The 25,272-nt window shown below is 39.7% G+C and carries 21 protein-coding genes and 2 pseudogenes; 5 read left to right on the top strand and 18 right to left on the bottom strand.

Features of this window, described 5'->3' with window-relative positions; genetic code table 11:
• The first annotated feature begins 77 nt into the window (after positions 1 to 77).
• Both OOK74_RS14545 and OOK74_RS14540 read left to right on the top strand, forming a co-directional pair.
• Positions 78 to 563, top strand: coding sequence for a hypothetical protein (locus OOK74_RS14545; RefSeq protein ID WP_278183385.1), 486 nt, complete (start codon positions 78 to 80; stop codon positions 561 to 563).
• A gap of 170 nt (positions 564 to 733) precedes the next feature.
• Positions 734 to 1,162: a hypothetical protein gene (locus OOK74_RS14540; RefSeq protein ID WP_278183384.1), complete on the top strand. Its 429-nt coding sequence runs from the start codon at positions 734 to 736 to the stop codon at positions 1,160 to 1,162.
• A gap of 102 nt (positions 1,163 to 1,264) precedes the next feature.
• Here OOK74_RS14540 and OOK74_RS14535 read toward each other — a convergent pair whose 3' ends face one another.
• From OOK74_RS14535 to OOK74_RS14510, 6 genes and pseudogenes are all read right to left on the bottom strand, one after another.
• On the bottom strand, positions 1,265 to 4,540 hold the full coding sequence (locus OOK74_RS14535; RefSeq protein ID WP_278183383.1) for a type I restriction endonuclease subunit R: 3,276 nt from the start codon (positions 4,538 to 4,540) through the stop codon (positions 1,265 to 1,267).
• Positions 4,541 to 5,575: a PDDEXK nuclease domain-containing protein gene (locus OOK74_RS14530; protein ID WP_278183382.1), complete on the bottom strand. Its 1,035-nt coding sequence runs from the start codon at positions 5,573 to 5,575 to the stop codon at positions 4,541 to 4,543.
• Positions 5,572 to 6,900, bottom strand: a complete 1,329-nt coding sequence (locus tag OOK74_RS14525; RefSeq protein ID WP_278183381.1) for a restriction endonuclease subunit S — start codon at positions 6,898 to 6,900, stop codon at positions 5,572 to 5,574. Before OOK74_RS14525 ends, OOK74_RS14530 begins: the two co-directional genes overlap by 4 nt.
• Positions 6,900 to 8,969, bottom strand: a complete 2,070-nt coding sequence (locus OOK74_RS14520; RefSeq protein ID WP_278183380.1) for a type I restriction-modification system subunit M — start codon at positions 8,967 to 8,969, stop codon at positions 6,900 to 6,902. The genes OOK74_RS14525 and OOK74_RS14520 overlap by 1 nt, the downstream gene beginning before the upstream one ends.
• A 282-nt stretch (positions 8,970 to 9,251) precedes the next feature.
• Positions 9,252 to 9,371: pseudogene (locus OOK74_RS14515) on the bottom strand (ATP-binding protein); the annotation flags it as partial.
• Between the two features lie 648 nt (positions 9,372 to 10,019).
• Positions 10,020 to 11,369, bottom strand: a complete 1,350-nt coding sequence (locus tag OOK74_RS14510; RefSeq protein ID WP_278183379.1) for a hypothetical protein — start codon at positions 11,367 to 11,369, stop codon at positions 10,020 to 10,022.
• A gap of 104 nt (positions 11,370 to 11,473) precedes the next feature.
• Between OOK74_RS14510 and OOK74_RS14505 the strand changes: the two genes are divergently transcribed.
• Positions 11,474 to 11,707, top strand: coding sequence for a helix-turn-helix domain-containing protein (locus tag OOK74_RS14505; protein ID WP_278183378.1), 234 nt, complete (start codon positions 11,474 to 11,476; stop codon positions 11,705 to 11,707).
• 62 nt (positions 11,708 to 11,769) lie between these two features.
• Here the strand turns inward: OOK74_RS14505 and OOK74_RS14500 are convergent, their stop codons facing one another.
• Entirely contained in the window at positions 11,770 to 12,750 is a 981-nt protein-coding gene (locus OOK74_RS14500; protein ID WP_278183377.1) for a 3'-5' exonuclease, read from the bottom strand.
• Between the two features lie 228 nt (positions 12,751 to 12,978).
• Between OOK74_RS14500 and OOK74_RS14495 the strand changes: the two genes are divergently transcribed.
• Complete coding sequence (locus OOK74_RS14495; RefSeq protein ID WP_347403818.1) at positions 12,979 to 13,695, top strand: NYN domain-containing protein; 717 nt, start codon at positions 12,979 to 12,981, stop codon at positions 13,693 to 13,695.
• A gap of 95 nt (positions 13,696 to 13,790) precedes the next feature.
• On the opposite strand, the gene OOK74_RS15135 is transcribed toward OOK74_RS14495, so the two are convergent.
• From OOK74_RS15135 to OOK74_RS14475, 5 genes are all read right to left on the bottom strand, one after another.
• Positions 13,791 to 14,072, bottom strand: coding sequence for a YkgJ family cysteine cluster protein (locus tag OOK74_RS15135; protein ID WP_074189981.1), 282 nt, complete (start codon positions 14,070 to 14,072; stop codon positions 13,791 to 13,793).
• Positions 14,072 to 15,505: a hypothetical protein gene (locus tag OOK74_RS14490; protein ID WP_278183375.1), complete on the bottom strand. Its 1,434-nt coding sequence runs from the start codon at positions 15,503 to 15,505 to the stop codon at positions 14,072 to 14,074. The genes OOK74_RS15135 and OOK74_RS14490 overlap by 1 nt, the downstream gene beginning before the upstream one ends.
• Positions 15,506 to 15,565: 60 nt before the next feature.
• Entirely contained in the window at positions 15,566 to 16,558 is a 993-nt protein-coding gene (locus tag OOK74_RS14485; protein ID WP_278183374.1) for a hypothetical protein, read from the bottom strand.
• Between the two features lie 2 nt (positions 16,559 to 16,560).
• Positions 16,561 to 16,953: a TerB family tellurite resistance protein gene (locus tag OOK74_RS14480; RefSeq protein WP_278183373.1), complete on the bottom strand. Its 393-nt coding sequence runs from the start codon at positions 16,951 to 16,953 to the stop codon at positions 16,561 to 16,563.
• Between the two features lie 388 nt (positions 16,954 to 17,341).
• Entirely contained in the window at positions 17,342 to 18,316 is a 975-nt protein-coding gene (locus OOK74_RS14475) for a helix-turn-helix transcriptional regulator (RefSeq protein ID WP_278183372.1), read from the bottom strand.
• 338 nt (positions 18,317 to 18,654) lie between these two features.
• Here OOK74_RS14475 and OOK74_RS14470 point away from each other — a divergent pair, with 338 nt between their 5' ends.
• A complete protein-coding gene (locus OOK74_RS14470) occupies positions 18,655 to 19,287 on the top strand; it encodes a GGDEF domain-containing protein (RefSeq protein WP_278183371.1) in 633 nt (210 codons plus the stop codon).
• 466 nt (positions 19,288 to 19,753) lie between these two features.
• Here OOK74_RS14470 and OOK74_RS14465 read toward each other — a convergent pair whose 3' ends face one another.
• From OOK74_RS14465 to OOK74_RS14440, 6 genes and pseudogenes are all read right to left on the bottom strand, one after another.
• A complete protein-coding gene (locus OOK74_RS14465; RefSeq protein WP_278183370.1) occupies positions 19,754 to 19,951 on the bottom strand; it encodes a hypothetical protein in 198 nt (65 codons plus the stop codon).
• Between the two features lie 155 nt (positions 19,952 to 20,106).
• Positions 20,107 to 20,874 (bottom strand): hypothetical protein, encoded by a 768-nt coding sequence (locus tag OOK74_RS14460; RefSeq protein WP_278183369.1) that lies wholly within the window; start codon positions 20,872 to 20,874, stop codon positions 20,107 to 20,109.
• Positions 20,875 to 21,247: 373 nt separating this feature from the next.
• Positions 21,248 to 22,636 carry a relaxase/mobilization nuclease domain-containing protein gene (locus OOK74_RS14455; RefSeq protein ID WP_278183368.1) on the bottom strand — a complete coding sequence of 463 codons (1,389 nt, stop codon included), beginning with the start codon at positions 22,634 to 22,636 and terminating at the stop codon, positions 21,248 to 21,250.
• Complete coding sequence (locus OOK74_RS14450) at positions 22,626 to 23,168, bottom strand: chromosome partitioning protein ParA (protein ID WP_148538141.1); 543 nt, start codon at positions 23,166 to 23,168, stop codon at positions 22,626 to 22,628. Before OOK74_RS14450 ends, OOK74_RS14455 begins: the two co-directional genes overlap by 11 nt.
• A gap of 734 nt (positions 23,169 to 23,902) precedes the next feature.
• Positions 23,903 to 24,076 (bottom strand): hypothetical protein, encoded by a 174-nt coding sequence (locus OOK74_RS14445; protein ID WP_158108835.1) that lies wholly within the window; start codon positions 24,074 to 24,076, stop codon positions 23,903 to 23,905.
• 774 nt (positions 24,077 to 24,850) lie between these two features.
• A pseudogene (locus tag OOK74_RS14440) lies at positions 24,851 to 25,212 on the bottom strand (ATP-binding protein); the annotation flags it as partial.
• Positions 25,213 to 25,272 lie beyond the last annotated feature (60 nt).

Raw genomic sequence — 25,272 nt, 5'->3', positions numbered from 1 at the left:
ATTAAGACAAGATTTTATGCAATCATCACCATTGTTTAAATAACATCTAATTTTAATCTATGAAAATGATTTTCGAAATGCAGTACCGCCGTACAGAAAAGTTCATTTATAAACGTGAAGAGATCTGCTCAATCTTTAGATGTGATGATATTGAGCAGATCATTGCAAAACACGTCTATATCGTGAGTATTGATTTTCAGCGATTTGTTTACTTGCGTTCAACATTGCCGCCTGATTTTTTTGACCAACTAGCTTTGTCACTGCGAGATGGCGAAATGTGTTACATTTCTTTTGAAGATGCCCTCTCAAGGTGGAGTGTTATCTCTCAGATCCCGATGGTTTTAATCCTTGGCACCACTGGGAAATCAGGCTTTTATAAGACAAGATTTGGTAGTATTGAGTTTGTGCATGTTCCTCATAGCCAAGAAGTAATAATGGCTAACACAACTGAACCTTTTTACACTATTCGTCTTGCAAAGAAACTCTTCGCTTTTGAAGATTTAAAACGGATTGATAGAAACATGCATCTTATCGATTACGAAGAACTCTATAACGAAGATTAAGTTTATAAAAATCAGATTTTATACATTAAAAAACATTTGACAATCACCACTTAACATATTAGCTTTGTAACTGTGTATTTTATACCCCAGTTTTACACATTTAAATTAATCTATAATAAACGAATCATTAAATCTTTTTTGGGGAGGTTTGATTTATTAAGGATTAATTTATGAGTTTTGCTATATCTAAGAATCAAAAAGCACTGTCATCACAGCCGACCTCGGCTGATACTAGCGCTATTGTTAGCTTCAACTTCAGTGCATTAAAACATCATCCTCGAACAGTTCATTTTCAAGATCCCATTGATTTATTTGTTGTCTTCGCTCAAGCCCATAGGTTTGTATGTTTATCACATGAATACTCAGAAGATAGAAATCTTTTATTAGGGCGTTTATCAAATCGATTTCTTCATCAAATTGAGAGTTTTGATGACATTCTAGATGTCGTGTTTACGATGAACAAATCGAACCTCATTAAAACACATTGCGAAGATAATCAGTTAAAGATTTATCTCAATGATGATTTATCTGACTCTGAAAGTATCATTTCTAATTGTTTTTCATTACAAGAGTGGCTTTGTCGCTTAAACCAAGGTTAATCATTATAATAATACATTTCCTCTACCCCATCGACTTTGCCAGTGCGGATGCACTGGCTTTTTTAATCACAAAACAAACTCCGTCATACAAGCATCTTTCATCTATGTTAACGATGAGTTCGACTCTGAAACCGATTTGCCTAACCCCTTCATCAACACATCAAACATCAATCCAGCAAAGCCTTTCGCTATTGCTTCATTAGATAGAAGTTTCATTGCCATCTCGTTATGTACGTCCATACTCTCGATGATGGCGTTGTTGATCGACTCTGGGAATTGACCGAGCATCGCTTGTTCTTTGGTGTTGCTGCGGAGTTGATCCATCACAACTTCATTTTCCGAGATCTTGCCTGCAATGGTATTGGCATAATTGAGCATATCATTTTCAGACAAACCATCCTCGATAAACAAATCGTTCATTCTCTGGATGATCTCGTTAAGTAGTTCAGTTTTTGGATCTTTCGGCACGGCACCAGTGCCTTCCTTTGCGGCTGGCAAGTAAGACTTTGGCTCTTCACCGATTTTCACTCCAAGCTGTAGATCGGCTTCACGCTGCTCGTGCAAGCGGTAGTGCGTCATTACCACATCGGATAAATCAATTTCATCCTCCACCACATCAAGGCGCAGCAATGGGTAAAGATGTTTGGCGAAGATACTCAGCTTTTCCAGATCATAATCATCAAAATTGACGATCTGAGACGTAAACTCGTAGAAGCGATAGAAAGAGATTAAATCTTTCTTGAACACTTCCAGAATATCTCGTGCTTCTTTGGCATGTTTGACACTGTTTTCGGCAAACTTGATTTTCTTGTCCCGCTCTTTAGGTAGAGAGTGCTCAATTTTCGCTTTAGACAGTTCCGCTTGTGCGGATTGAAGCACTTGTGTCGCTTCTTTATAGCGAACGGAGAAACGATCAACGGCAGGTTTGCACACATTGGCTAATTTAGCTTGGCTCGCTTGTTTGTTGTTATAAGCTTCAACGAATGCCTCAACCTCTCGCCACTGGTAAATGCCAACCTTATCCAACTTCTTCATCAGCTCATAAACGATGTTTGGATCGGATACACCAGCCAGCTCTGCGGTTTGGAAGTAAACCTTAAACTCTGCCAAAATTTCTTCAGGATCATTCACAAAATCGAGCACAAAGGTTTTGTCCTTGCCTTTGTAGGTACGGTTTAGCCTTGAAAGGGTCTGAATGCACTCAACACCTTTTAGTGGTTTATCGACATACATGGCCACCAGCTTGGGCTGGTCAAAACCTGTCTGGAATTTATTCGCAACCAACATCACCTGATAATCTGTGGTATCAAATGCTTTACGCATATCACGACCACGCAGATTCGGGTTCATATTGGTTTCCGTAAATGGCTGATCGGGTAAGTCAGGATCATTTACTTCGCCCGAAAAGGCCACCATTGCATTGACGTTGGTATAGCCTTTTTCTTGCACGTATTTTTCAAAGGCCAGTTTGTATCGTACGGCTTCTAAACGGCTACTGGTGACAACCATCGCTTTTGCTTCACCGCCCAGCAGATGTTTCACTTTCTCGTTAAAGTGCTCAATGATGGTTTCTACTTTTTGAGCAATGTTGTACGGGTGCAAGCGAACCCATTTCGCCATTTTCGAAGCGGCTTTTTTACTGTCCACCTCGTGATCCAAATCTGGGTTGTTGTGTGCTAATTGGTAAGCAACTCGGTAACTGGTGTAGTTTTGCAACACATCCAGAATAAACCCCTCTTCAATCGCTTGGCGCATGGAATAAACGTGGAAAGGCTCAGGCTTGTTGGTATCGCTTGCTGGCTCATCAAAGTTTGGTCTGCGACCAAAAAGCTCTAGTGTTTTCGCCTTGGGCGTAGCGGTAAAAGCAAAGTAGCTGAGCTTGTTCGAGCCTTTACGGGCTTCCAGTGACAAACGCAGCATATCTTCACTCGACAATTCAGTCTCGCCGCTGGCGCTCTCTTCACCACCTTCAAGCTGCTCGCTCATCAACACTTCACGCAATTTGCGAGCGGTTGTTCCTGTCTGGCTGGAGTGTGCTTCATCTGCAATTACAGCATAGCTTCGACCAGCGAGGGTTGAGTCTTTGCGGATCGCCTCTAAAACATGTGGGAAAGTTTGAATGGTCACGATAATGATTGAAGTGCTTGCTTTTAGCTCTCCTGCCAGTTGGCTGGATTTAGAACCTTGCGCTTCTTCTCGGTTAACACGCGCAATCATACCTTCGTTATGATCAAACTGATAAATCGTGTCCTGTAGCTGGCTATCAAGTACCGTTCGGTCAGTGATGACAATAACAGAATCAAAAACCTTATCCCCTGCCTTCTTATTAAGCTCAGGATGATCGGTGTAGTAGTGTTTTGATGCGAGTTGATGAGACAGCCACGCAATCGAGTTTGATTTGCCAGAGCCTGCACTGTGCTGGATAAGGTATTTATGCCCTGTGCCTTCACTATCCACCGTTTTAAGCAGCTTAGAGACGACCGCCCACTGGTGATAACGCGGGAAAATCATCGTTTCTTTTTGAGTGATTGAACCGTCTAGGTTTTCAACGTCTTTCACTTCAAGGTGAATGTAGCGGCCAAGGATCAGTAGCAGGTTATCTTTTTGGAAAATCTCGTTCCAAAGGTAAGACGTTGCGTAACCACCATCTTCGGGTACATCATTCCCCTTACCACCTTCGCTTGTACCTTGATCAAATGGTAGGAAAAAGGTTTTCTTGCCATCTAAGCGCGTAGTCATCGCGACATTGTATTGGCTCACGGCAAAGTGAACCAATGCACCACGTTTAAAGGTTAATAACGGCTCGGGTTTACGCGTTTTTGGGTCTTTTGGCTGCCTGTCCTTCATGTACTGGACTTTGGCGTTATCGATCGACTGCTTAAACTCAGATTTAAGCTCGCAGGTAGCAACAGGGATACCATTGACGAACAGGGTTAAATCTAAACGCCCATCATAGCCATTGGGTGAGTAAACCAGCTCTGGCACGACTCGCAGAATGTTTTGTTCATAACGGGCCGTTGCCGCTTCGTTTAAGTCGTGATCAGGCTTGAAACTACAAAGGTCAAACTTCGCTCCACGATTACTGAGTTTGTTGCGCAGCACCCACAGCGTGCCTTCATTTTTAAGTTCTTGCTCTAATGACTTGAGTAGGGCATCAGCCGTTGCATTGGGGTTACGCTCTGTTGCTGGGAAGTGCTGAGCCAACTTATCCCACTGCTCAGGCTGTGTTGCTTTGACAAAGGCAATCACATCTTCAGGGTAAAGTGCCAACGCTTTGTTGTATTTGTTCGACTCGCCCAGTAACCAACCGTGAGACTGCATTTGCTCAAGGATGTCGTTTTGAAACTGAAACTCTTTTAATGCTTTTTCTTGGTTCATTTATCCGCCCTGATTGTTGAGTCGCTGCTTGGCGTTGGCAATCGAGTGTTGTAACTTTTGCTCTAGTAATTCAACGTCTATCAGGCGGGTCAAATATTCAGCCACGTGAATATCGCTGCCTTCCATCTCGAGTAACTCAATTTGTTCTTGTTTTTTACTGGAGCATAATATTATGCCTAGCGGCGGGTTCTCACCTTCTTCGGTTTCGTATTTTTTCAACCAACTAAGGTAAAGCTCCATCTGGCTTTTGTGGCTGTGTTTGAATTTTTCTAGCTTTAAATCTATCGCCACCAAGCGCTTTAATTTACGGTTGTAAAACAGTAGATCGATGTAAAAATCATCGTTATCAATTTGGATGCGCTTTTGTCTGGCAACAAATGTAAAGCCCGCGCCTAATTCTAATAAAAACTGCTCAATGTCTCTTAGAATGGCATCTTCTAAGTCCTTTTCGAGATAGCGATCATTCAGTTCTAGAAAATCCAATATATAGGGATCTTTTAGCAGCAAGTTTTTATTGTATTGACCAGAGACTCTCAGTTCAGTTAGCTCGGCAACGATGGTTTCGTCGGGCTTTTTAGAAATGGCGGTGCGCTCAAAAAGCAATGCGCCAATGCGCTCATCAAGGGTACGGGTTGACCAACGCTCTTGCATGGCCATGCTGGTGTAAAAATCCCGTTTGAGCGGGTCGTCAATGGCGCAAAGGATAACAAAATGGCTCCAACTCAATTGTGCAGACAGCGTCTGCACAATGTGAGCATCTGTAAAAACCTCCGCAAATTTAACCATTTGGGCAAGGTTACGTTTACTCCACCCTTTACCATATTGTGCCGTGAGTTCGGTGGCTAGGGTGGCGATCACTTGTTTGCCATAATCAGCCCGCCCGCCGCCTAACACCTCTTGACGAATTCGGTTGCCGACCTGCCAATAGAGCAAGGTGATTTCATTATTAATGGCGGCGGCGGCACGCTGCTTGGCAGTGCGGATCAGCGCGGCCACCTCTTGGCTCAAGGGGAGCAGGCTATTTAAGTTACTCATCCTTCAATTCCTTGAAACTCCCAATCACGCACATCAATTTTGCCTGTTACGGCAGCTGAGATTAGGGCTGTTTTGCGCTCTTTCATTAGTTCAATAGCATCGGTTGCTTTAACTTCAAGAGCATTCAATTTGTCTTCAACATTCCGTATATGCTCTACGATTTGGTGTTGCTCTGACAATGGAGGGATTAGCTGTCTCAAGTAGACTAACCGCTCTGCTTTTATTCCAAGAGCTGTTGAGCCTGAAGCGAACATTCCTAAACTATCTTGAAAAGAAGATGACATAATGAAATATTTCAAGAAAGTGTTATCAAGCACATTCTCTTCACCTCGGAACTTAACTATTCGTTGAGCCAGTGCAATATCTGTTTTATCTATTTGAGCAACTTCTCCCAGTGGCGCTTCTGTAGTAAAAAGCACATCCCCAACCTCTGGTAAGCCTCTGCTCATAACACTGAGATACTCTTCTTCAGACACATACTCTTGCGATAGTGAATAATCAATGGTTCCCTTTTTAATATTTCTAGCTGTGATTAAAAACTTTCCGCTATCAACTTTATTTGGGGTTTTCCCTCGATAGTCAACAATAGAAGATAAAAATCTCTTAAATCCAGCAACAACCCAATGCTCAGGCACTTCACCCAACCACTCCACACCAGAATCTTTCATTGGTGCGTCAGGGTTTAACCCTTTGGTTACGGCGTGAGAGATCACCGCTTGGCGCTTTTCTTTTAACAGCTCAATCAGCTTTTCTTGCTTGGCGATTAGGATGTCGATCTTGGCGGTTTCGTGATCGAGGAAGCTGGCTATTTTTTGTTGCTCTTCCAATGGAGGCACTAGAATAGGTAGTCGTCTGAAATCTTCAAACTTCATTGATTGTCTCAAGCCACCACCCATACCATAGAATACTTTTGTTGTGTCGTAAGAATGAAGCAGACGGTAAGCAAAACGAGAATCAATAGATTGGTTAGATCTCAGTTTTAGATATGCCGATGTAATAATCCCAGTTTGTTTAACCAAGCCTACACGTAAACTTTTTTTATCATTTTGCAGGTCGGTTAATCGTAGAATTAGGTCTCCATCCCTAACAATTTGATATGTATTGAACGATTCTGGCAGTAAACCAAAATTAGTGTCTACATCTCGTTCAACGATGTGCCCATAGCTTAGCGACAAGACAGTACTTTCTTGTCCTTCAATATTTTTTTTCACCGATGGGTCAAATACTGAGAAAGTCGGTTTTACAGTCCAAGAAGCTGGTATGTCACCAACCCACTCAACCCCTGAATCATTATACTCAGGATATGCTTTATAACGACCTGTCATTATGAATGCACCTCTTGCAGTAGCTGCATAATCTCAGCCGATACCGCATCCAAATCCGCACCAATTTCTTCTAATGCTCTCGGTGGTTCATACACATAAAAATGGCGGTTAAATGGGATTTCATAACCGACAATCCCCACTTCACCATCTTTAGGGTCGGTCTTGCTTTCATCAATCCACGCATTCGGCACATGCGGCAGCACTTCACGAGCAAAGTAATCGGCAACCGTTTCAGTTAGTGGCACGTTCTCGTTATCACGTAAGTCTGGGTTGGCTTCAATCTGGCCTTTTGCTTTGCATACTTCGGCTTCGTCATCGTGCTCGCCTAGGTGTTTGACGATCAGTTTTAGTTGAACTGCGCTGAGTTTAACGGCTTTTGCTGCGCTTTCTCGCTCCAGTTTAACTTTGAGTTGTTTGAGGAATTTATCACGCGATAAGTATTTTTCTTGCTCAAAGCAAGCAAGCGCATCCAGAATGGCTTGTTGAATCGTTTCATCCATTTTCGCCCAAGCGTTATCAGCTTGCAGAGCTTCAAGGCGCAGTTCGTCTTTCGGGTAAATGGCCAGTTGCAGCGGGCGCTCAACCGTAATGCGACGATAGCCAAACGCTTTATAGTCAAAGATTTTACTAAAGTCGTTTTCTACAAACTGACCATAGGTTTGCACAATTTTATCAATCGCTTCAGGTGTCAGTTCTTTGCGTTTGCTACCCAGTGATTTACGCATTGCTGCATAGAATACATTTTCATCATCACCTTCGACTTCAGACCCCCCACTGCGACCACGACCGCCAGTTTTGGCACGCTCTTTTGATGCATTGATAAGCTGAACCTTGCCTTTGCGATGAGCAGGCTTATGGCTCGATAGCACCCAAATATAAGTGGCAATACCTGTGTTGTAGAACATATCGGTAGGCAACGCCACAATGGCTTCTAGCAGGTCATTTTCCAGAATGTAGCGTCTAATTTCGCTTTCACCACTGCCCGCACCACCCGTAAAGAGTGGCGAGCCATTCAAGATAATACCAATACGTGAACCGCCCTCACTGACGGGGCGCATTTTGCTGATTAGGTGCAGCAAAAAGAGTAATGAACCGTCAGACACTCGTGGCAAGCCTGCGCCAAATCGACCTTCAAAGCCTTTTTGCGTGTGCTCATCATTGATTTGTTTTTGTATTTTCTTCCAATCAACCCCAAACGGAGGGTTTGACAGCATATAGTCAAACTTGTCGTTGCGCAGTTGATCGTTCGATAAGGTATTACCCAGTTTGATGTTATCGACCTTCTGCCCCTTGATCAGCATATCCGCTTTACAGATAGCGTAGGACTCAGGGTTTAGCTCTTGACCAAAAGCAGACAAAGAGGCTTTTTCATTCAGCTTATGAACATACTCCATACCAGACGATAAAAAGCCGCCAGTCCCAGCGGTAGGGTCATAAATTGAACGCACTAAGCCAGAACTGGTTAGTTCTTCTTCGTTGGTGAAGAGTAATGAGGTGGTTAGCTCAACAATGTCTCTTGGGGTAAAATGTTCCCCTGCGGTTTCATTACTGGATTCCGCGAAGCGTCTGATCAACTCTTCAAACACTAAGCCCATACCATAGTTGCTGATGGTATTCGGGTGAAGGTCGGTGGTCGCAAAGCGTTTTGCCACTTTGTAAAGCAGATCGGCCTCGCTCAGTTTGTCGATGGTATTGAAAAAATCGAAGTGCTCGAAAATCTCACGCGCATTAGGGCTAAACGATTGAATGTAGCTCTCTAGGTTACTTGCTACGCCTGTTTCACCAAGGCGGTTTAAATCCATTTTTGAGGTGTTGTAAAAGCTTAACTGTGCGGCGTGGGTGAGCAGTTTATCTTGCGCCTCAATCGGCATGGCTTTGACTGTTTCGTATTTTGCCAGCACCTCTGGTTTTGTGGCTTCTAGCACACACTCTAAGCGTCTTAGCAGTGTGAAAGGAAGGATAATGCGTCCGTATTGAGATTGCTTGAAGTCACCACGCAGTAGGTCAGCCACCGACCATAAAAATGCGGCTATAGAAGAGAAATTGTTGTTAGTCGTATCTTGGGACATAGGGGATCAGCACATTGAATATGAAAAAATTGTGCTGATTGTACAGGATGTTGCAGATCGGGTCAGTAATCTAGTACCGCAAAGTCAGAGCTGCCATTCAAAAATGTGGCGTTGGTAAAGTCATAGAAAAAGTGCTGTGCGCGTCCTAGGATAGTGTTTGAAGTGGCTAATGCAAACCATTGGCCAATGCACTGCGCAAGCAGTGCTGAATAAAGCGGCTTTCGCCGCATAGAACGAATGGCCATTCTCTTTACATGCATGATTGCCGCACTGTTACAACCCGTCCATCACTTCGATAAAAAATTGATCAGTTTCAACTAAGATAGCATCAAGAATTTTTGCATATGTAGACTTTCCAGAACCTGGTAATCCACGTACGAGGGTAAGTGTTTGCTTGGCCATTTTGGCGTTTCTTTTTATTAAAAAACAATTCCCTCCTCTCACCGATAAGGTTATGAATTCTTTGATATTGTTTAATTTATTTAACTCAATCTTTATACAAATTGAGATAGAGAGTGCTCAAGCTTATTAAAACGAATAAAAACCTTTTCTTAAATTATTTATTTCAATTAAAACAGTAGGTTATTGACTTGTGATTCAATTCATACCTAATAGAAACAAAGAATCGGTTTTACCCCCGATAAAGGGTAAACGACAGGCTACCCTCTATAAGGGGTAAAGATGGTCGGTATTTACTGCACTGCGAAAGCAGTGCTGATTGCGAGCGGCTAACGCCACAGGGATCGAAAGTTTAGCAATTAAAGGCATGATTAATAACAATACCTTTTATTTAAGTCATTAAATAATTGCATTTAAGTTGTTTTTAACTTCTTTATTAAATGAAGAAGCTTTAAAGTCTGAAATGGTTTTAATTAATGCAATAAATAAAAAACCAGATAAAAATATTTCGCTTTTACATTTTTCTATCTTACCTTTGAATTATTAATGGCTAGTTCAATTTAATATCTTGCTTTATCATTATCTTACTTCTGTTTAATTATACTAATTGGGAAACATCTCCCCAAGACAGCTTGAGGAGATGGTATTAAATTATTTTGATAAAGCGACCCACTTCAGATATAGGCTAGCAGCAAGATCTTCATTTTCTGTAAAGAAGAGAGGGATCCGACGATCATCATACGCAATACGTAAGCCATCGTGCTGTAGGGTACTAAACGACCAAGTAAATTGTTTGTCGGCCTCTTGTGGCACATCCATAATCAATTGAGCATTGACTACTTCCCACTTAACCACCGCATGTTCAACCCAACTTCCTCGGATATTTCTTTCCGAAACAGTAACTGTACCATCGTTGTTAAAGGCAAATTTAGATAGACTAGGCTGTGCCAAAAACGTAGTAGAATCATCCCAGAAGTGATAAAGCGTTTTACCTGTGAAATCAGCGGTAGCAATGTTGGTATCTTGAGGATAGCTATTTTCATTGATACCCAGTGTATTACTTGCCATTAAAGTCATGTCATTCTGTGGGGTAACTGAAAGGTAGAAGTCATCAGCAACAAAGAGAATTTCTTCATGCCCATCATCGGTTTGGTACCCACTGTAGGTGTATTCAATTGACATAGTTCCTGCAGGAGCACCGTTATCATCTAGCCACGATACTTTATCAGCCGAAAATGTTACCTGTAATACACCTTCATCTGCAAAATAGGAGGAATTAGTCGGGATCGAGTCATAAGTGTTACCCACAAGTAATTCTCGAGCGACTTTGGGAGCATCAGCCACATTCCCATCTTTGATGATAATCCCATCAAGATCTGTCCCTTTGTTCACTTCTGAATCAACGTGACTTTGGATATTAGCTAACTCGGTCTTTATCGTGCTGACATTAGAAGCCGATTGAGTAATATTATCTTCTAACTTAAGGGCTAAAGAGCGAGCCACTAGATGTGCCTTTTTCGCTTCGTCGGCATCGTTACCACTTTTCGCTTTTACGTAGTCTCCAGATATCAAAGCTGAATTGATATTTAGCTCGGTAGCAACTTCATCAATGGTTTTATCTTCAATAACAGCAAGTGTTGTATAAGGGTTGAGTACCATAGCACCTGCTGGTGCCGCTAATTCAAAGCTTGCTGTAATGGTGCCGCCTTTATCTGTATCAAACGTTTGGCCTGCTACAGCGCGGGCAATGAGCACATAATCTTTATCGCTTTCAGCTAGATTAATGTAGCCTTCCCCATTCGTTGTTCCCTCCAGCTTCTCATCTTCATCGGCTACCTTATTACCATTGCGGTCAACATACACTTCCGCATTGACTAAATAACCATCAATAATTTGAGCCTTTAGTGCTGAAGTATTGCTACCTGTATCGCCATCACTTCCCCCGCATCCTGTAATGATCCCTGCCAAACTCACTGCGAGTAAAGTCTTTTTATCAGTCATCTGTACTATTCCTTTTATAAATACAACATGCACCCATATGGGTGCACACTCGTATAGTACTATCTGAGATATTTCAATGCACCCATTCAGGTGCATTGAATATTATGAATCCGATCACAAAATCAAAAAATATCACGGGTGAAAATATAAAAAAGACCCGTATAGACAAAGGGTTGTCTCAGCAGGATGTTGAGCGTATTGCAACCTTACGCGGTATGGATATGACTCGTAGTAAATTGGCAAAAATTGAAACAGGTATGATACGTGTGACAGATGAAATCTTACACAACCTGGCCGTGGTTCTTAATGTTGAGGTGAATGTCTTTTTTAAAGAATAAGATTCGTGTTGATTACTCTCTTTCAGAAAATGCAGCATATGTCTGTCAGATTAGATCTGATATCAAAGCTCGTTATTTGAATCAAGCTTTTTAATTAGCATCTTCGCTTTATTTACTCTCATTTCATACGCCTTAATTCTAATATTTTCACCACAAGAATCGTCTGCACCGCGCCTAAAACGATTACAACCATAAAATGTTTCTCGATTTGGATCATTTTCGCAACGAGCCACCATCGTCCCAATTCCGCAACGTAAACAACCAATTTCAATCTCACCGCACCCAAGACATCGCCTAAAACCTTCGGCATAGATTTCTAAAGGTGAGTTGCAATGCTTACAACTATTGATTAACGTATCACAAGCGGGTGCAAAGGAGCATTTATAAAGCGTTTTATTGTGCTTGGTGGTAATTGGCCTCAGCTTACCCGTTTTACACTGACTACAACTCCATTTTGCTAATTTATCATCAACATATTGCAAACCAAACTTTGCCATTTCAGATAAGAACGGACTACTCTTTTCGCCGTCAAATAATACATAGACAAAATGTTTTTCTCTCGTTAACGCCACATAAAATAGACGCCTTTCTTCACCGTGAATAAAGTTTTCTTTATTTGGCAAAACCAAATCGATCAGCTCGTCATTTTCTCTATTCGATGGAAATGCACCTGTTTCAACACCAAACAAAATGACATAATCGGCTTCTAAGCCCTTACTGGCATGAGCAGTGACAAAATTAACGGTTAAGTATGAATACGAATATTTGTTGAGATTTATATCACTAAATTCTGGTGTATTTTCTTGGCGAAAACGACCAATGATAAGCACAGATGCCCTTGTCCCTTTATGAGCAGCCGATCGATTCAACGTTGCCAAAGCTCGCTCTAAAGCTATTAGATAAGCTTGCTTTTTTCGTTTCTTTACATCGGTAACCGATGTTAGGCTTTTCATATCATTCTTGATATCAACTAACCTAATAGCTGGAGCCTTTACCTTCTCATGAGTCACAATCTCTTTTTTTATTTGAGCAGGGTTTAACATAATAAACCGACTACTTACCTCATGTATCCTGTCATTGAATCGAAATGTTTTATCCAACGGTAGGCTTTGTTGCGTAATTCCGACGAGAAATCAAAGAGCCTAAAGTTGAGCAACTTTTATACAATACACTGAGTTTCAGGCATACCTAACCCTGTAAGCTTATTCTGAATTCGATTGACGTATGCTTATATAGTGCAACTAACTAAATACTAGATGGCTACACAGGTTATGGGACACAGAAAAATCGCAGTACTTATTGATTCCGAAAATACTCCCCACTCAAAGTTGAGCCTGATCATTGAAGAATTATCTAGCTTTGGACAAATAATCGTTAAAAGGGCATACGGCGACTTCTCTTCTGAACATTTGAAAAATTGGAAACAGCCGTTAAATGAACTAGCAATTCAAGCAAAGCAACAGTTTGCGTATACGTCTGGAAAAAATTCGACAGATTCGTTAATGATTATTGATGCAATGGATCTATTATATACCCACAGGTTTGATGCTTTTGCTTTAATTTCCAGTGACAGTGACTTCACTAGCCTTGCCACAAGGTTAAGAGAATCAGAAATACACGTCATTGGTGTCGGAAAAGCAATGACACCGACTGCGTTTAAAAACGCTTGTGATGACTTTGTAGCGATAGAGAACCTAAATCCTGACGTTGAGATTAAAGAAGTACAATCTAGCTCAGCTCAAGACGCAGAACGTGAACTCTGGCGATTAATGCACCAAGCATGGCAAAATTATAGAGATGAGACTGGTTGGGCTAAACTAGGGGAAGTCGGCAAATATTTAAAGAGATTGAAGCCAGATTTTGACCCTAGGAACTACGAATTAAAGAAACTCTCTGACTTTTTTGATAAGTATCCGACCCGCTATAGAGTCCGTAATAATAAGCGGTCTGGTATGGAATTTCAGCTGATCACAAAGGTAAGCAAATAGAAATAGCTTTCCATCTTGCCTTTTAGGCGATTTAGTAACTTTATGGCGTTAGAAATTACCAAATGCGGCTACTGCCGCAAAGAACAAGTAACCAGTCACTCTTGTGGGTCAGAACTGATTCTCTCAGGAAGCGCTGCACATATCTCTAAATTTAGTTCGACAAAGTGGTCCCAGGCATACTGTTTTGAAAACCGAGACAGATACTGTAATTCGACCCGACAAATATCTGGCCTATCTTCATAGATAGAACAGAGCTTTGTATCTAAATCGAGATGCTTACAGCACCCATCTCCCCTATCAAGAAACTTCGTTTCATCAGAGAGATGGACGTTAGAACAGCATTTACCACATTGATAGCAAGGGAATGAGTAGCTCATCAGAATTTAAATGAATCCTCTGAGCACATCATTTGATCAAATTCTTCAAAAGATTTGTATGGTAAAACAGAACCAAATTGATCACCTATCGTATTCAATGCTTCTAAACATTGATTTGGTTCCCAATCATTCACTCCCAGATCAAATGAATCAAATGCAGACATGAATAATTGTTTTCTTAATTCAAAATGCTGATCAAGTTGCTGCTGAAGTGCTAAACGATTTTGTCGAATTTGAGGAACAGCTGCAAGGCAAAGAGCTTGTATCTGACGTCTTCTCTCTTTCGCAATTTTCACTAATTGACTATCACCCAGAGCTACTAGACCTGATTGATGGATCAAATTGCCAATCATATATCCGACGCCAGCCCCGACAATGGAACCAACGACTGGGATAGGAATCATAACTTGACCAAGGGCACCATAATAGAATGACGCTGAACTGGTTATTGCGGTATGTGTAATTTCATCACTAAGTTGCTCTAGCTCTATGTCTCCTTTTAGGTAACTAATCATCGACTTACTAGAACTAATAATCCCTGAGGCAATTGCGACTGGGGCATTGCTTCTTGCTAACGCTTTTGACACTCCAGCACCTAAAAAATGCGTCGCAGAGTGTGTTATACCTTTACTTAATGCTGTTACTGTATAACCAGTCGCGTAACCTTTTGCTGTCGATATTGCAATATTTACTGTTGCTTCTCCTAGCTCACGCTCACCGTTATAAACTTGATAAAACTCTGTCACGCTACTGGTCGCCCCACTCAATGCTGCGCCTATGTTACCAGCCCTTTTCCCTGACTCATGCATATCAGCAAAGGCTGCTTCCAGTTTAGATTGATTAGCGATGACTTCTGCAACATTGGCATCGGTGGCCTTTAGCGCCTCATCATAAGTTGTGCCAGCAGATCTTACATTTCCATACTCAAGTGATTCCGTCAGGTTTCTATAAGTTTGCTCGTAGTCTTCGGCCTTAAGGGTTCCTGCTTCAATCCTCTTCTCAAGCAATTCTTTAATTTTTTCAACTTGGTCTTGAGGTGCCAATCTTTGCATTTCTTGGTATTTTTCATTGGACAATGCGAATGCACTGCGTGCAGCACTGTTACAGGATTTTGCTTGCACTTCCCTCAAGGTCTCCTTGCCGTTGGAAATGATGATGTCAACAGGATCTGTTGGAAAGCCCATACTTGCTGTAGTCTTGGCGAAAAGTTCACTATCTTTTTTTAGCGCATCCAAGTTAAATTTTATGACTTCAAGCTGTTCGAACATATGGCCTTGAGCCTTATCAGCAGCAACATTCTTCCACTTTTGAGCGAGTTCGACTAGATGTTCACTATCTTCAAAAATATTGAATGTTCTCTCTGTAAACCTCTTTGTAGCAGCGTCAGCTGTGTATCCACCCAAAATGGACACAAAATCATCTTGTTTTTTCATGATTGGAAAGCCTTGGATTAAACAAGTAGGAAGGCATTACTGCCTTCCCATTTAGTTACATTACGCAATAATTATTGCGGTTTCTTCCAACACCTTGCGAGACTCAGGTGTTAGCGTACCCTCATTGTCTATGATAGGTGCTTCAAGTAAGTTCTTTAAAACTTTTGCAGTAGACGCAGCGATCATTACACCCTTACGATCTTCTTCGGAGTACGCACTATAGTTTGTATTCGATTCTACCAACTCGTTTAATGATTGGAGCAATGGCTGAAATCTAAGCTCTAAGCTACGTAACGCTTTGTTTATTTCATCAAATCTTAGACGTATCCCACTGGTTGCCACCTTAGCTTCTTTCATCTGCTCTGAAGCTAACCTTGCCTTATCTAGATTAGAATAGGCATCTTCCTTGGCCGCCTCGGCCTTTGAGGCCATAATCATGCCGCCGACAGCAAGTACAGGCCCTGCGACAACACCGCCAAGAACCATCATTCCACCTGCCATTCCATATCCTCCAGCAGCTAGAGAGCCACCACCAAGCCAAGCGAGAGTAGCATTAGTGGCAGCAGCACCACTTAATGTACCTATAGCCGTACCTGTCGAAGCCGTTCCGAGAACGCCAACTCCACCATAGGCTGCCAAACCAGCAAGTCCGCCACTACCAAGAGCCGTGATACCATCTGAAAGAATGCTTTTTATCTCTAGTATACTGGTTTGCATCTTTGCAAGTTCTCCAGCACTCACAACTGGCAAATTTGCAGTATCATCAAAGTCATTACCTTCAAACGAAATATTCTTAATTTTTGAGAAAGTATCAACAAATGGAATTATCGACTCATCGTAAATTCTGTATTTTACTCGTCCTAAATCTTCCATAGCTTTTTGAGTTGAATCTCGTTCTACTTCTAGTGCGGATTTTGCATTATCAAACAGAACTTGTGCTCGATGGTTGACAGTTTTGGCTGTATCAAAGTCATCTTTAGCATCGAGACCCTTTTTAATACCATATCCTCCTGCAACAATAGCCGCACCTGCTAATATAAATGGTAAAGGCATCGTTATATCTCCATGAGTAAGTTGGCTTCTTTAACCAGAATCATTTGGCGTTTAACCCAGCTTTCCATGTCAATGAGTAGACTAGGTGAAATATTGAGAATTTCTGCCAAATGCCCAATAACAGCTTTCTCACTGTCTTGGTAAGTTTCGTCTGCATAAGCAACACCAATAAGTTCCAGTATAAACGCCACTTTTTGATGCTTAAATTCAAATAAGCGTCCCAGTTCGTCCAATTCGGGGTTGCTATCTAAATTCACGTTGACATCACACTGGGAGCGAATTGTTTCCAACATAAGCTCTTCTTTTTCGTCGATATGTCCATCGACAGCGATAATTTTTTTAGTAAAAGTAATCAATATTGCCTGTTGTTCACTGTTGAGATACTGAATAAACATATTTGTCCTTTCTTAAAATACGATTTAGCAGGGTAATTGAGAACGTTTAACTAACGCTACAGGTTATCTATTGCTCTCATAAGAGTTCTTGCGTGAGAACTGTCATCTAAACTAAGCTTTTCGCGCAAACGAATTAGTTGTCTTTTTGCATCTTCATCTTGGCTAAACAAGCTATGGTCTTGAAGAGCAGCAATAGCTAATGCTCGCTTCAAGGAGTTTTGAGACTCTTGCTTGTTATTTTGATGGTAGTAATCAATGCACGGTCACGGGGAGCTTTAGATATCTTTCCCCAGTTTTCCAATATTTTTTGAGTTACAGCATAGCCAGCGGCTTTAACGGCAACTTTGCCTGCACTTACCAATGAATCAAAAAGCCCATCTTTCTCTCCTTAAGTTAATGTTTCATATTCATAGTCAGTAATATCTACATCCCATATCAAGTTACCAAACCCACTAAGCCACCTATCTAATTGCTTTGACTTTATGACAGTCGCTGTCACAACGAAATAGTCTGGATGTTCTTCGATCGTTTGGTCACTCGATAGTGGCGTTTCTTTTAGATAAAAACCTGTTTGTTTAGCGATGCAGAATCGAATAGAACACTTGTCACCTTCACCAAAGCCAAAGCGCCCATCCGTATAATATTGACTGAGCTTAAACTCTTTTGGTCTCTCAAACTCAAATGTTGAGACTGTGGCTTTCTTAATGCGGTGGATAGCAATCGTTCGTTCGTTGTCATACCCATCAAAACGGCAAACTAGATATAAACGCTGACCTTGCTGCGCTAATCCGAGCGGCATCACCATTGATGATTTTTGTGTTTGGCTTGCGTTTACGTAGTCAATGGTGAGATAACGATTGTGATACAGAGCATCACTTACTTTCCTGAAAACCAAACTGTCTATTTTCGGCGGTAACAGTGGCAATGTCTCACTAACCACCGCTACCTTTTTAAGCCATTCACGATCTTTGGTACTTCCAGAGGTCGGATTCAATTGGTATTTCGCTTCTTGAAAAAAACCATCCAATGAAGAAGTAAGGTTTGCAGGTAATAAGTACTTAAGATGCTCTTGAGCTAAACTGAGTAGCAAGGCATCAACGGACGATAATTTTGGTAAAGATAAACTCTCGGAACCCTTGTTCCAGCGATAACCATAAGGCTTTGTTCGATCATCTCGCAAAATATCAAAATGATCACAAAGCATTTCAAGGCTTCTTTGTACAGACCTAAGATCTCGAAGAATCCCAACTTCTTCTAACTGGCAGTGTAGTTCACGTGCCGTCACCTGATGTGATCTGGGTATGCGCTTTAGCAATTCAAACGCGATAACTAGAGATTCGTTAGTGCTCGATCGTTTAGCCATACTTGTTCTTGCCCAACTGCTCAAAATTTAATTGCTTGATTTAAAAAAACAACAAAGGTCTTAGAGATTCATTATTGTTATGTCATTCTTTTTGATTAATTACTTATACAGCAATATGAAACTTATTGTTAAGTGCTAAGTAACACATAGAGCTAACAAGTTCACTATAACGTGCTATGAGTCAAATTGTGTCGCTCCAAATCGTTTATAAAACAACCACCCTGAGTAATAGAGCAGATTCTGACGCACAGTCAATCTGTTGTTTCATGTGACACATAATGTCGTACTTTGGTTTAAGATCACCTCTATTAAGGACACTTTTATCATCGGAGTGCACAATGTCTGTTAATACGTGTGATAAAAATCTCTCTGCTGAAACCACTGGTATCAGCACGATTACTAAGGTGACATGGCAGGATCTCATCAACCAGATACGTGTCTTAGAAGCTGAGAATAAGAGCCTCAGAGAAAAGGTGTACTCCTTAGAAAATCAGGTTCGAATAGACAGCCTAACTAAGGTTGAAACTCGTGAATATGGAATGTCATACCTAGAAATGTCTTTAAAAAATGAACAATTGGACTCACTAGGGCTAGTCTTCATAGATGTCGATCATCTTAAAATAATCAATGATACGGAAGGGCATGTGATTGGGGATGAAGTTTTGTCTTATGTCGGTAGTACACTAAAAAAATTTAAGAAACCTTACGAATCTATCTCACGATATGGCGGCGACGAGTTCCTTGCAGTGTTGCCGAATGTGTCACGTCAAGAATTAGATGATTGGTGTAAACGAGTTCATGAAACCCTCGAACGACAACAAGGGACATATACACCCCCATCGCCTCTCATCACAGTCTCTACTGGATGTCATGTATATAACATGAAAGGGCCAGAGAAACTTACATCGAAACAACTACTCAATCTAGTGGACCTAGATATGTATCAAAAGAAAAATCTTCGTTTTCGTTAACGAACCACACAAAAACCAGGAACTCTATGGGTAAACATTGAATGTGGACTAGGATTCAAACATCGGCAATGCACTGCGAGCTGTGCTGATTGGAATTGGCTTTAGATCCTATGACTGCACCTAGTTAAAAGTCGAGATACGCAACGCTCATTGCGAACAAAGGGAGAATTCAGCGCAATCACGTGATGGAAATTTTTCTTTAGAACTAAGTTACAATACCGATATCAGTTGTTCATAAGCCATCACATTCAAGAGCTTAATATTATCGTTAGTTAAAACCTGTGACAGCTCTGTTAAAAATGCAAACCAGAATCGAGGATATCTTCGACATGGTTTAATTTACCAGCTGCAACATCCAATATATACTTGCGAACGAGTTCTTCCGAGGCTATTCCAATTCTAGCTTTTATAGTTCATAGTCTACCCATGTTAATAATATTTAAGTTATCTTTAAATCTCACTATCATTATTCACTACTTTGATGACTAGCAATAAGTTTAAGGATATCAGCTGCGATATTTACTGCTTTAGTGTTGGATGGTATATCTATCTTATCTTGATATTGCACCCAAACTTCCCCGTTTTTTGCCACACGGATCATTGCAAATGTTTCGTTAAGAAATGACTTATTGACGCCAAGTTGCTCATGAATATCATCCTTCATAATCACCCCTATTACATGTTGATAGCAGAATATGATGAATACTAATCCATGATGTTCAGGAAAACAATACTATTCATCTATTAGATTACAAAGTGTCACTTGCATATAATATGAAAAGCCAGATCGTTGATCTGGCAGATATCAATGAGGTTTTATTAAAGACTGGAACACAAAGACTCTAATATCTTTCTTTCAGTGCTTAATTTTTTAACTCTATTACCAGTTTCAAAACCGTCTATTTTGCTCATGTGTTTAACAAAGCGATCAGCATTTGCTTTACTTGAAATTTTAAAATTAAACAAATTATTGTAGGTTTTAATTTTATCAGTCAATTTTTTATCATAGAAAAGCATATTCTGAAAAAGAATATCAGGCATAACGTATGCGTCTAATACTTGTTTAATTCTGTACATTGACTGATACAGATCTTGTGCTTCTACAGCAGTCAAAAGACCATCTAAAGCAAGCTTTTCAACCATATCTGCTACGTCATGAACTGGCTTTGATATCTTTGCCGCCTCTTTCTTAATTCCCGTTCTGTCAATCTCGAAGTAACCGCGGCATTCATTCACTTTTGCTTCATGATATATTCTGTAATAGTATTTATGTTTGGCTAAAAATTTTTCATAGGCCCCTCTAGTAATCTCGTACTCCCCCGACTTCACACATGCCAAAGCGTTGTTATTTATAAACTCTTCAAATGTATACTTTGGATACTCATCAATACGTTTTTGAGCAACATTAATCACCATTGTTTTGGGAGATCCATTTCTAAAATCTTCATTGTTTACATTTATATTTAATCGAAGATAAAGAGTCATGCCTTTCCTATGTCGGTACGGCGTATAATTTTTACCATCATCGTTTATGTTATCTCTTTCTTTATCTACTGCTATATTAATTGCATCTGCGTTATTAGCCATGATTAAAACCTTATCATTTATTTTTATCTTTTAATATAAGATACCAATTAAATTAATATAAGTAAAGAAACTGAAATTTGCCAAAAAAAATAATTTTAAGATATTGATCTTAAAGATCTATCTCATACAAAGGAACTAATATTTTATTATTATTGGCAGGAAAATTTGATAAATTACTTATTAACCATGATGAATCATTGATTTTTCAAGCATTAGGCAAACATTAAAAAACAATGACTAGATCATTATCTATAGATAATAAAAGATCTACATTGAATGACCAAGATAATTAATATGAAACGAGCATCTACTTATAACTAACTCTGGAAGTAACCTTTTCTAACTTACAGATAAAAAATTAATTATGAATATATTACACTATGTCAATAGCTTCTCCTTTGCTCTCAAATTTGCACTCAATCAATTCTTCAGTACAAAAAGTTTCAGCATCTTTCTGTGACTCAAATTTTTTAAGTTCCTTTAAAGAGATCACTTCTAAATTGAAATCGTTGATGAATGTTTGCATAGCTAACTTGTGTTGAATCTCGTTGTTGTTATCTCTGATAGAAGAGAACAAATCAATAAACAACTGGCGGAGAACATCAGAGAATGTGTCGCTAAGTTGTACTAAATTGATCTGAATAGCGATCGCACAAGACATTTTATTTCCACTTTGTATAAACCTTCTAGAGCGAAAATGGAATCGATCGTTCTGTAAAATCGCTTGCAGTTTATTAAAGTAAATTTTGTTAGCAGTGAACAAAACAAGTAACCAGCCGTTATCGTCAGACTGACGCTTTACGTAACTTATATGCGCTTCTCGTTTCTGCCTTTGCGATAGCAAAGCTGACTTATTAATTTCTTCTTTAAAACGCTCGAAATTGAGTGAATCAGCCGATAGTATTCCGTTTTTTATAAGCTTACCGAGGGTAAACTTGCGGTTTCCACCTAGCTGAGATGCAGAAAATCGGTGGTCGCTCAGTTTAAAGATAAGGCTAGATACTTTCCCGTCCTTCTCTCGTACTTCGACTGTGAGTTCTGGATGTTGCTTCTCTACCGCAAAGACAAATTCCGCTAGCGTTGAGCAATGATTAAGACGGTTAATCGCTCTCGAAATCAATCGTGCAACTTGCGCTTTTTTAGTTTTAACTCTTGCATTATTGATGCTTGAACTATCGTCATAGCAAATATCTATACTCGAAACTAACTGCCGCAGGCCGAACTCGATTTCAAGTTCCCTCATTACCTCTTGTGCAAGATAATAGCTATAGCTGTCAGAGACTTTCTTTCGAGTTATCATATCTATAGTGCTAGTCACGATATGTACATGCTCTTCGTCCGTATCATTATGCTTGAAAGATATATAGCGACAATTGTCGTATCCGAGTTTATCCATAAGCCTCTTGACAGTCTTTTGCCATTGAGTGTTACTCAAATGTTCGTTGGTATCTAAAGAAACTATCATGTGCTTGAACTGTTGCTTTACAGAAGGATTTAGAGCTATTGATTGCTGCATATCCGCAATGGCCTCTGACAAGTCTAATAGCTCCCCTGGTGCAGTTCTGGCTTCATGTGGAATGTGGATGATGTTGTTGGCGTATATGAACTCTGTTATTGCAGCACGCTCTTTGCTAGTACCAGCGGAATAGTTAATTAGGTTTTTCGCAACACGCTCATCGTTACCTTTTATATAATCGACAAGTATATGTACAGTCTTCTTATTGTGCTTTTTTTTCTTTTGTTCAGGTTCTTCATATATCATAGTTTGTTCTCTTTTTTTCTTGTATCAAACTTTCTAATTTTTCGATCGAAATATGCTCCTTTGCTATTTCATACGCAGTATCTTCAGTAAAGCAATTTATTAACAAGAGCCTAGTTTCTTGAAATTCTCGTTTTAATACTTCAAATGCTCGGAAAACTAGTTCTACCTCTTGTCTATCAAGCTGGCTTCCATTTTCCAGATATGAAGCAATAGAGCTGATATCTTTAAAAATATTAGATGTATTATGAAAAAAGGTTTTTGAAGCTTCAAGTACGACTGGCTTAACCACCATCGTATTATTTAACACAGATCTCATATAAGCAGATAAAGTGCTATAGCCTGATTTCTTCTTATTCTCTATTTGTGTTCTATATTCCATTTCTGTAAAGTTTATCTTCACTGATTTAGAAAACTTATCTTCATCCGATTTCCTTTGTTTAATTTTATCTTTTTTTGCAGATTGTAGTGCTTTCTCTATTTTCAATAGTTCATTTTTATCTATAGCATTGAATATATCGATGTAATCACTCATTTGCTTATGTTCCTTATTTTAATTATTGTATGTCAAATTTTTGAGCGAAGCGATAATGGCTTAATATAGCGCTAACCTCGAAGAGTGTTAGTGCAACCGAACGAATTGTGAGGGAATCGTCTGATGAGGATATTTGGGACAAATAGAACTCACAGACATAGCTTGCTTCAAAATTTATTACCTATATTATTAATTTTAAAAACACTTATTTCAACTTTTATTTTAACATACATAAACTCAATCAACAAAAATAAAAAATGAAATTACGAATAAGAAAGTTAAATAAACGTTTATAAATCAATATCATGGCTAGTTATTAATTAATATTATTTTAAAATTTACTCACTTCGTAAGTAAATTAATTATCAAAGAAACTTAAACATTAATTACTCATGAAAAGTGTTGTTCTTATAGTATAAGTAGTTAGTTATTATAAAAAATTAACAAAGGAAATAATTTATTCAATGCTAATTATTGTGTCATCCACATAGAAATAAAAAACACTCAACGTTAATATTTTACTATTTGTTCAAAGTGTTTTTAAACCGAACTTGAACTTGAACTTGAACTTGAACTTGAACTTGAACTTGAACTTGAACTTGAACTTGAACTTGAACTTGAACTTGAACTTGAACAAAAATCATACTACGGGACAGATGTAATTCAACGATGATATCAATTACCTAGTAGTTTTTAATATGATAAAAAAGCCAACATTATTTGTTGGCTTTTAATTAGATTTCAACAATCTCATTAGAGAATGCATAGTCAACCTTTCCTTTCCTAAAAAATGGTGTAGACTCTATTTCTTTGAGCGAACGAACAATCATTTCTCTATAGTCCTTTGGAGGATTATCCATTTTTTGTCGGCGATTAAACTCTTCATGCAAGATCTTCTCGAGTTTCATTACTCTACCTTTATTCTACTATTCCTTAGGCCTCCTTATGTAAAACGTATAGAATTTTCGAACTCAGTAAATATTAAACTTCACTATCATCACTGTCAAATAATATTTCAATTTAATTAAGTGATATTAAAAATAAAATATCCATGACTTAATATATTATTTATAATATCGTCTTTCGTTATATTTATATCTAAATATTCATTCTTTACATCAGAAAATAATTTACCAAATTTTGATAGTTTTTTGTGTGATTCAATGGGACTCAATCAGAAACTTACGACCTGATCTGCTACTCTATTCAGTCACCATACTCCTATGCCTAAAGCCCGTTACGAAACCACTAACCACAACAAGGGCAATCAAGCACATATTTAAGTGATCGTAATCACTCGTTTATGTTCTTTTCAGGGTTTAGGAACACCTCGTCGATATAACGCTAGCCTCTAGTTTATCTGCTCCATCTGCCTAGCTTAGCTAACCTCCTCGAAATGCATAGAGAACAGGAAAATTTCATAAGAAGTAGATCCCCCCGAGCATGCACGGGGTACTTACTGTTACAACTCATGCGGAGTTGACCAGAATCCTTCTCACCCTGGGCCTAACATAATTCGCTATAACCTGTTCATTTACGACTACGCTACTGAAAAAGTAACCTAGTGACCGAACAATGTTATCTTTCCAGTAAACCTTACTTAGTCAACTGAACGGTTTTTGCATGTTGCGTATTTCGTTGATTGCGAACACCTGAACCAGCACTTTTTTCTTTCCCTATTTTTACTCTAAGTGTTCGGATGGCGCCAGTTTTCTCATTGACCATCCTGAACGAGACGATCCATTAGAGCGTCTGCGACGGTGGCGTTGCCGATCATGTTGTACCACTACTTTACAGGTAGTTGGCTGATGACGATTGTGCTGCTGTTTTGGTAGCGGTCTTCAAGCACTTCTAACAAGTGACCCGCATGTTCTTGAGTCAGTTTTTTCATTCCCCAGTCATCGAGGATAAGCAGTGCTTTCTTAGCCAACGATTGCAGTTGCTTTTGATAGCTACCATCCAGACGACCTGCGGTCAGGTCATCGAGCAAGCGAGTTAATCGGTAGTATCTGACCGTTTGTTGTTGATCACAGGCGCTGGTTGCTGCTCTAACGCTTTGGCCGCATGACTTAAGCGCAGGGTTTTGAGTTGGTCGTTCAGTGCG

The sequence above is a fragment of the Vibrio misgurnus genome (assembly GCF_029635775.1).
GTDB lineage: Bacteria > Pseudomonadota > Gammaproteobacteria > Enterobacterales > Vibrionaceae > Vibrio > Vibrio chanodichtyis.
This window is presented reverse-complemented; position numbering and strand designations above follow the sequence as displayed.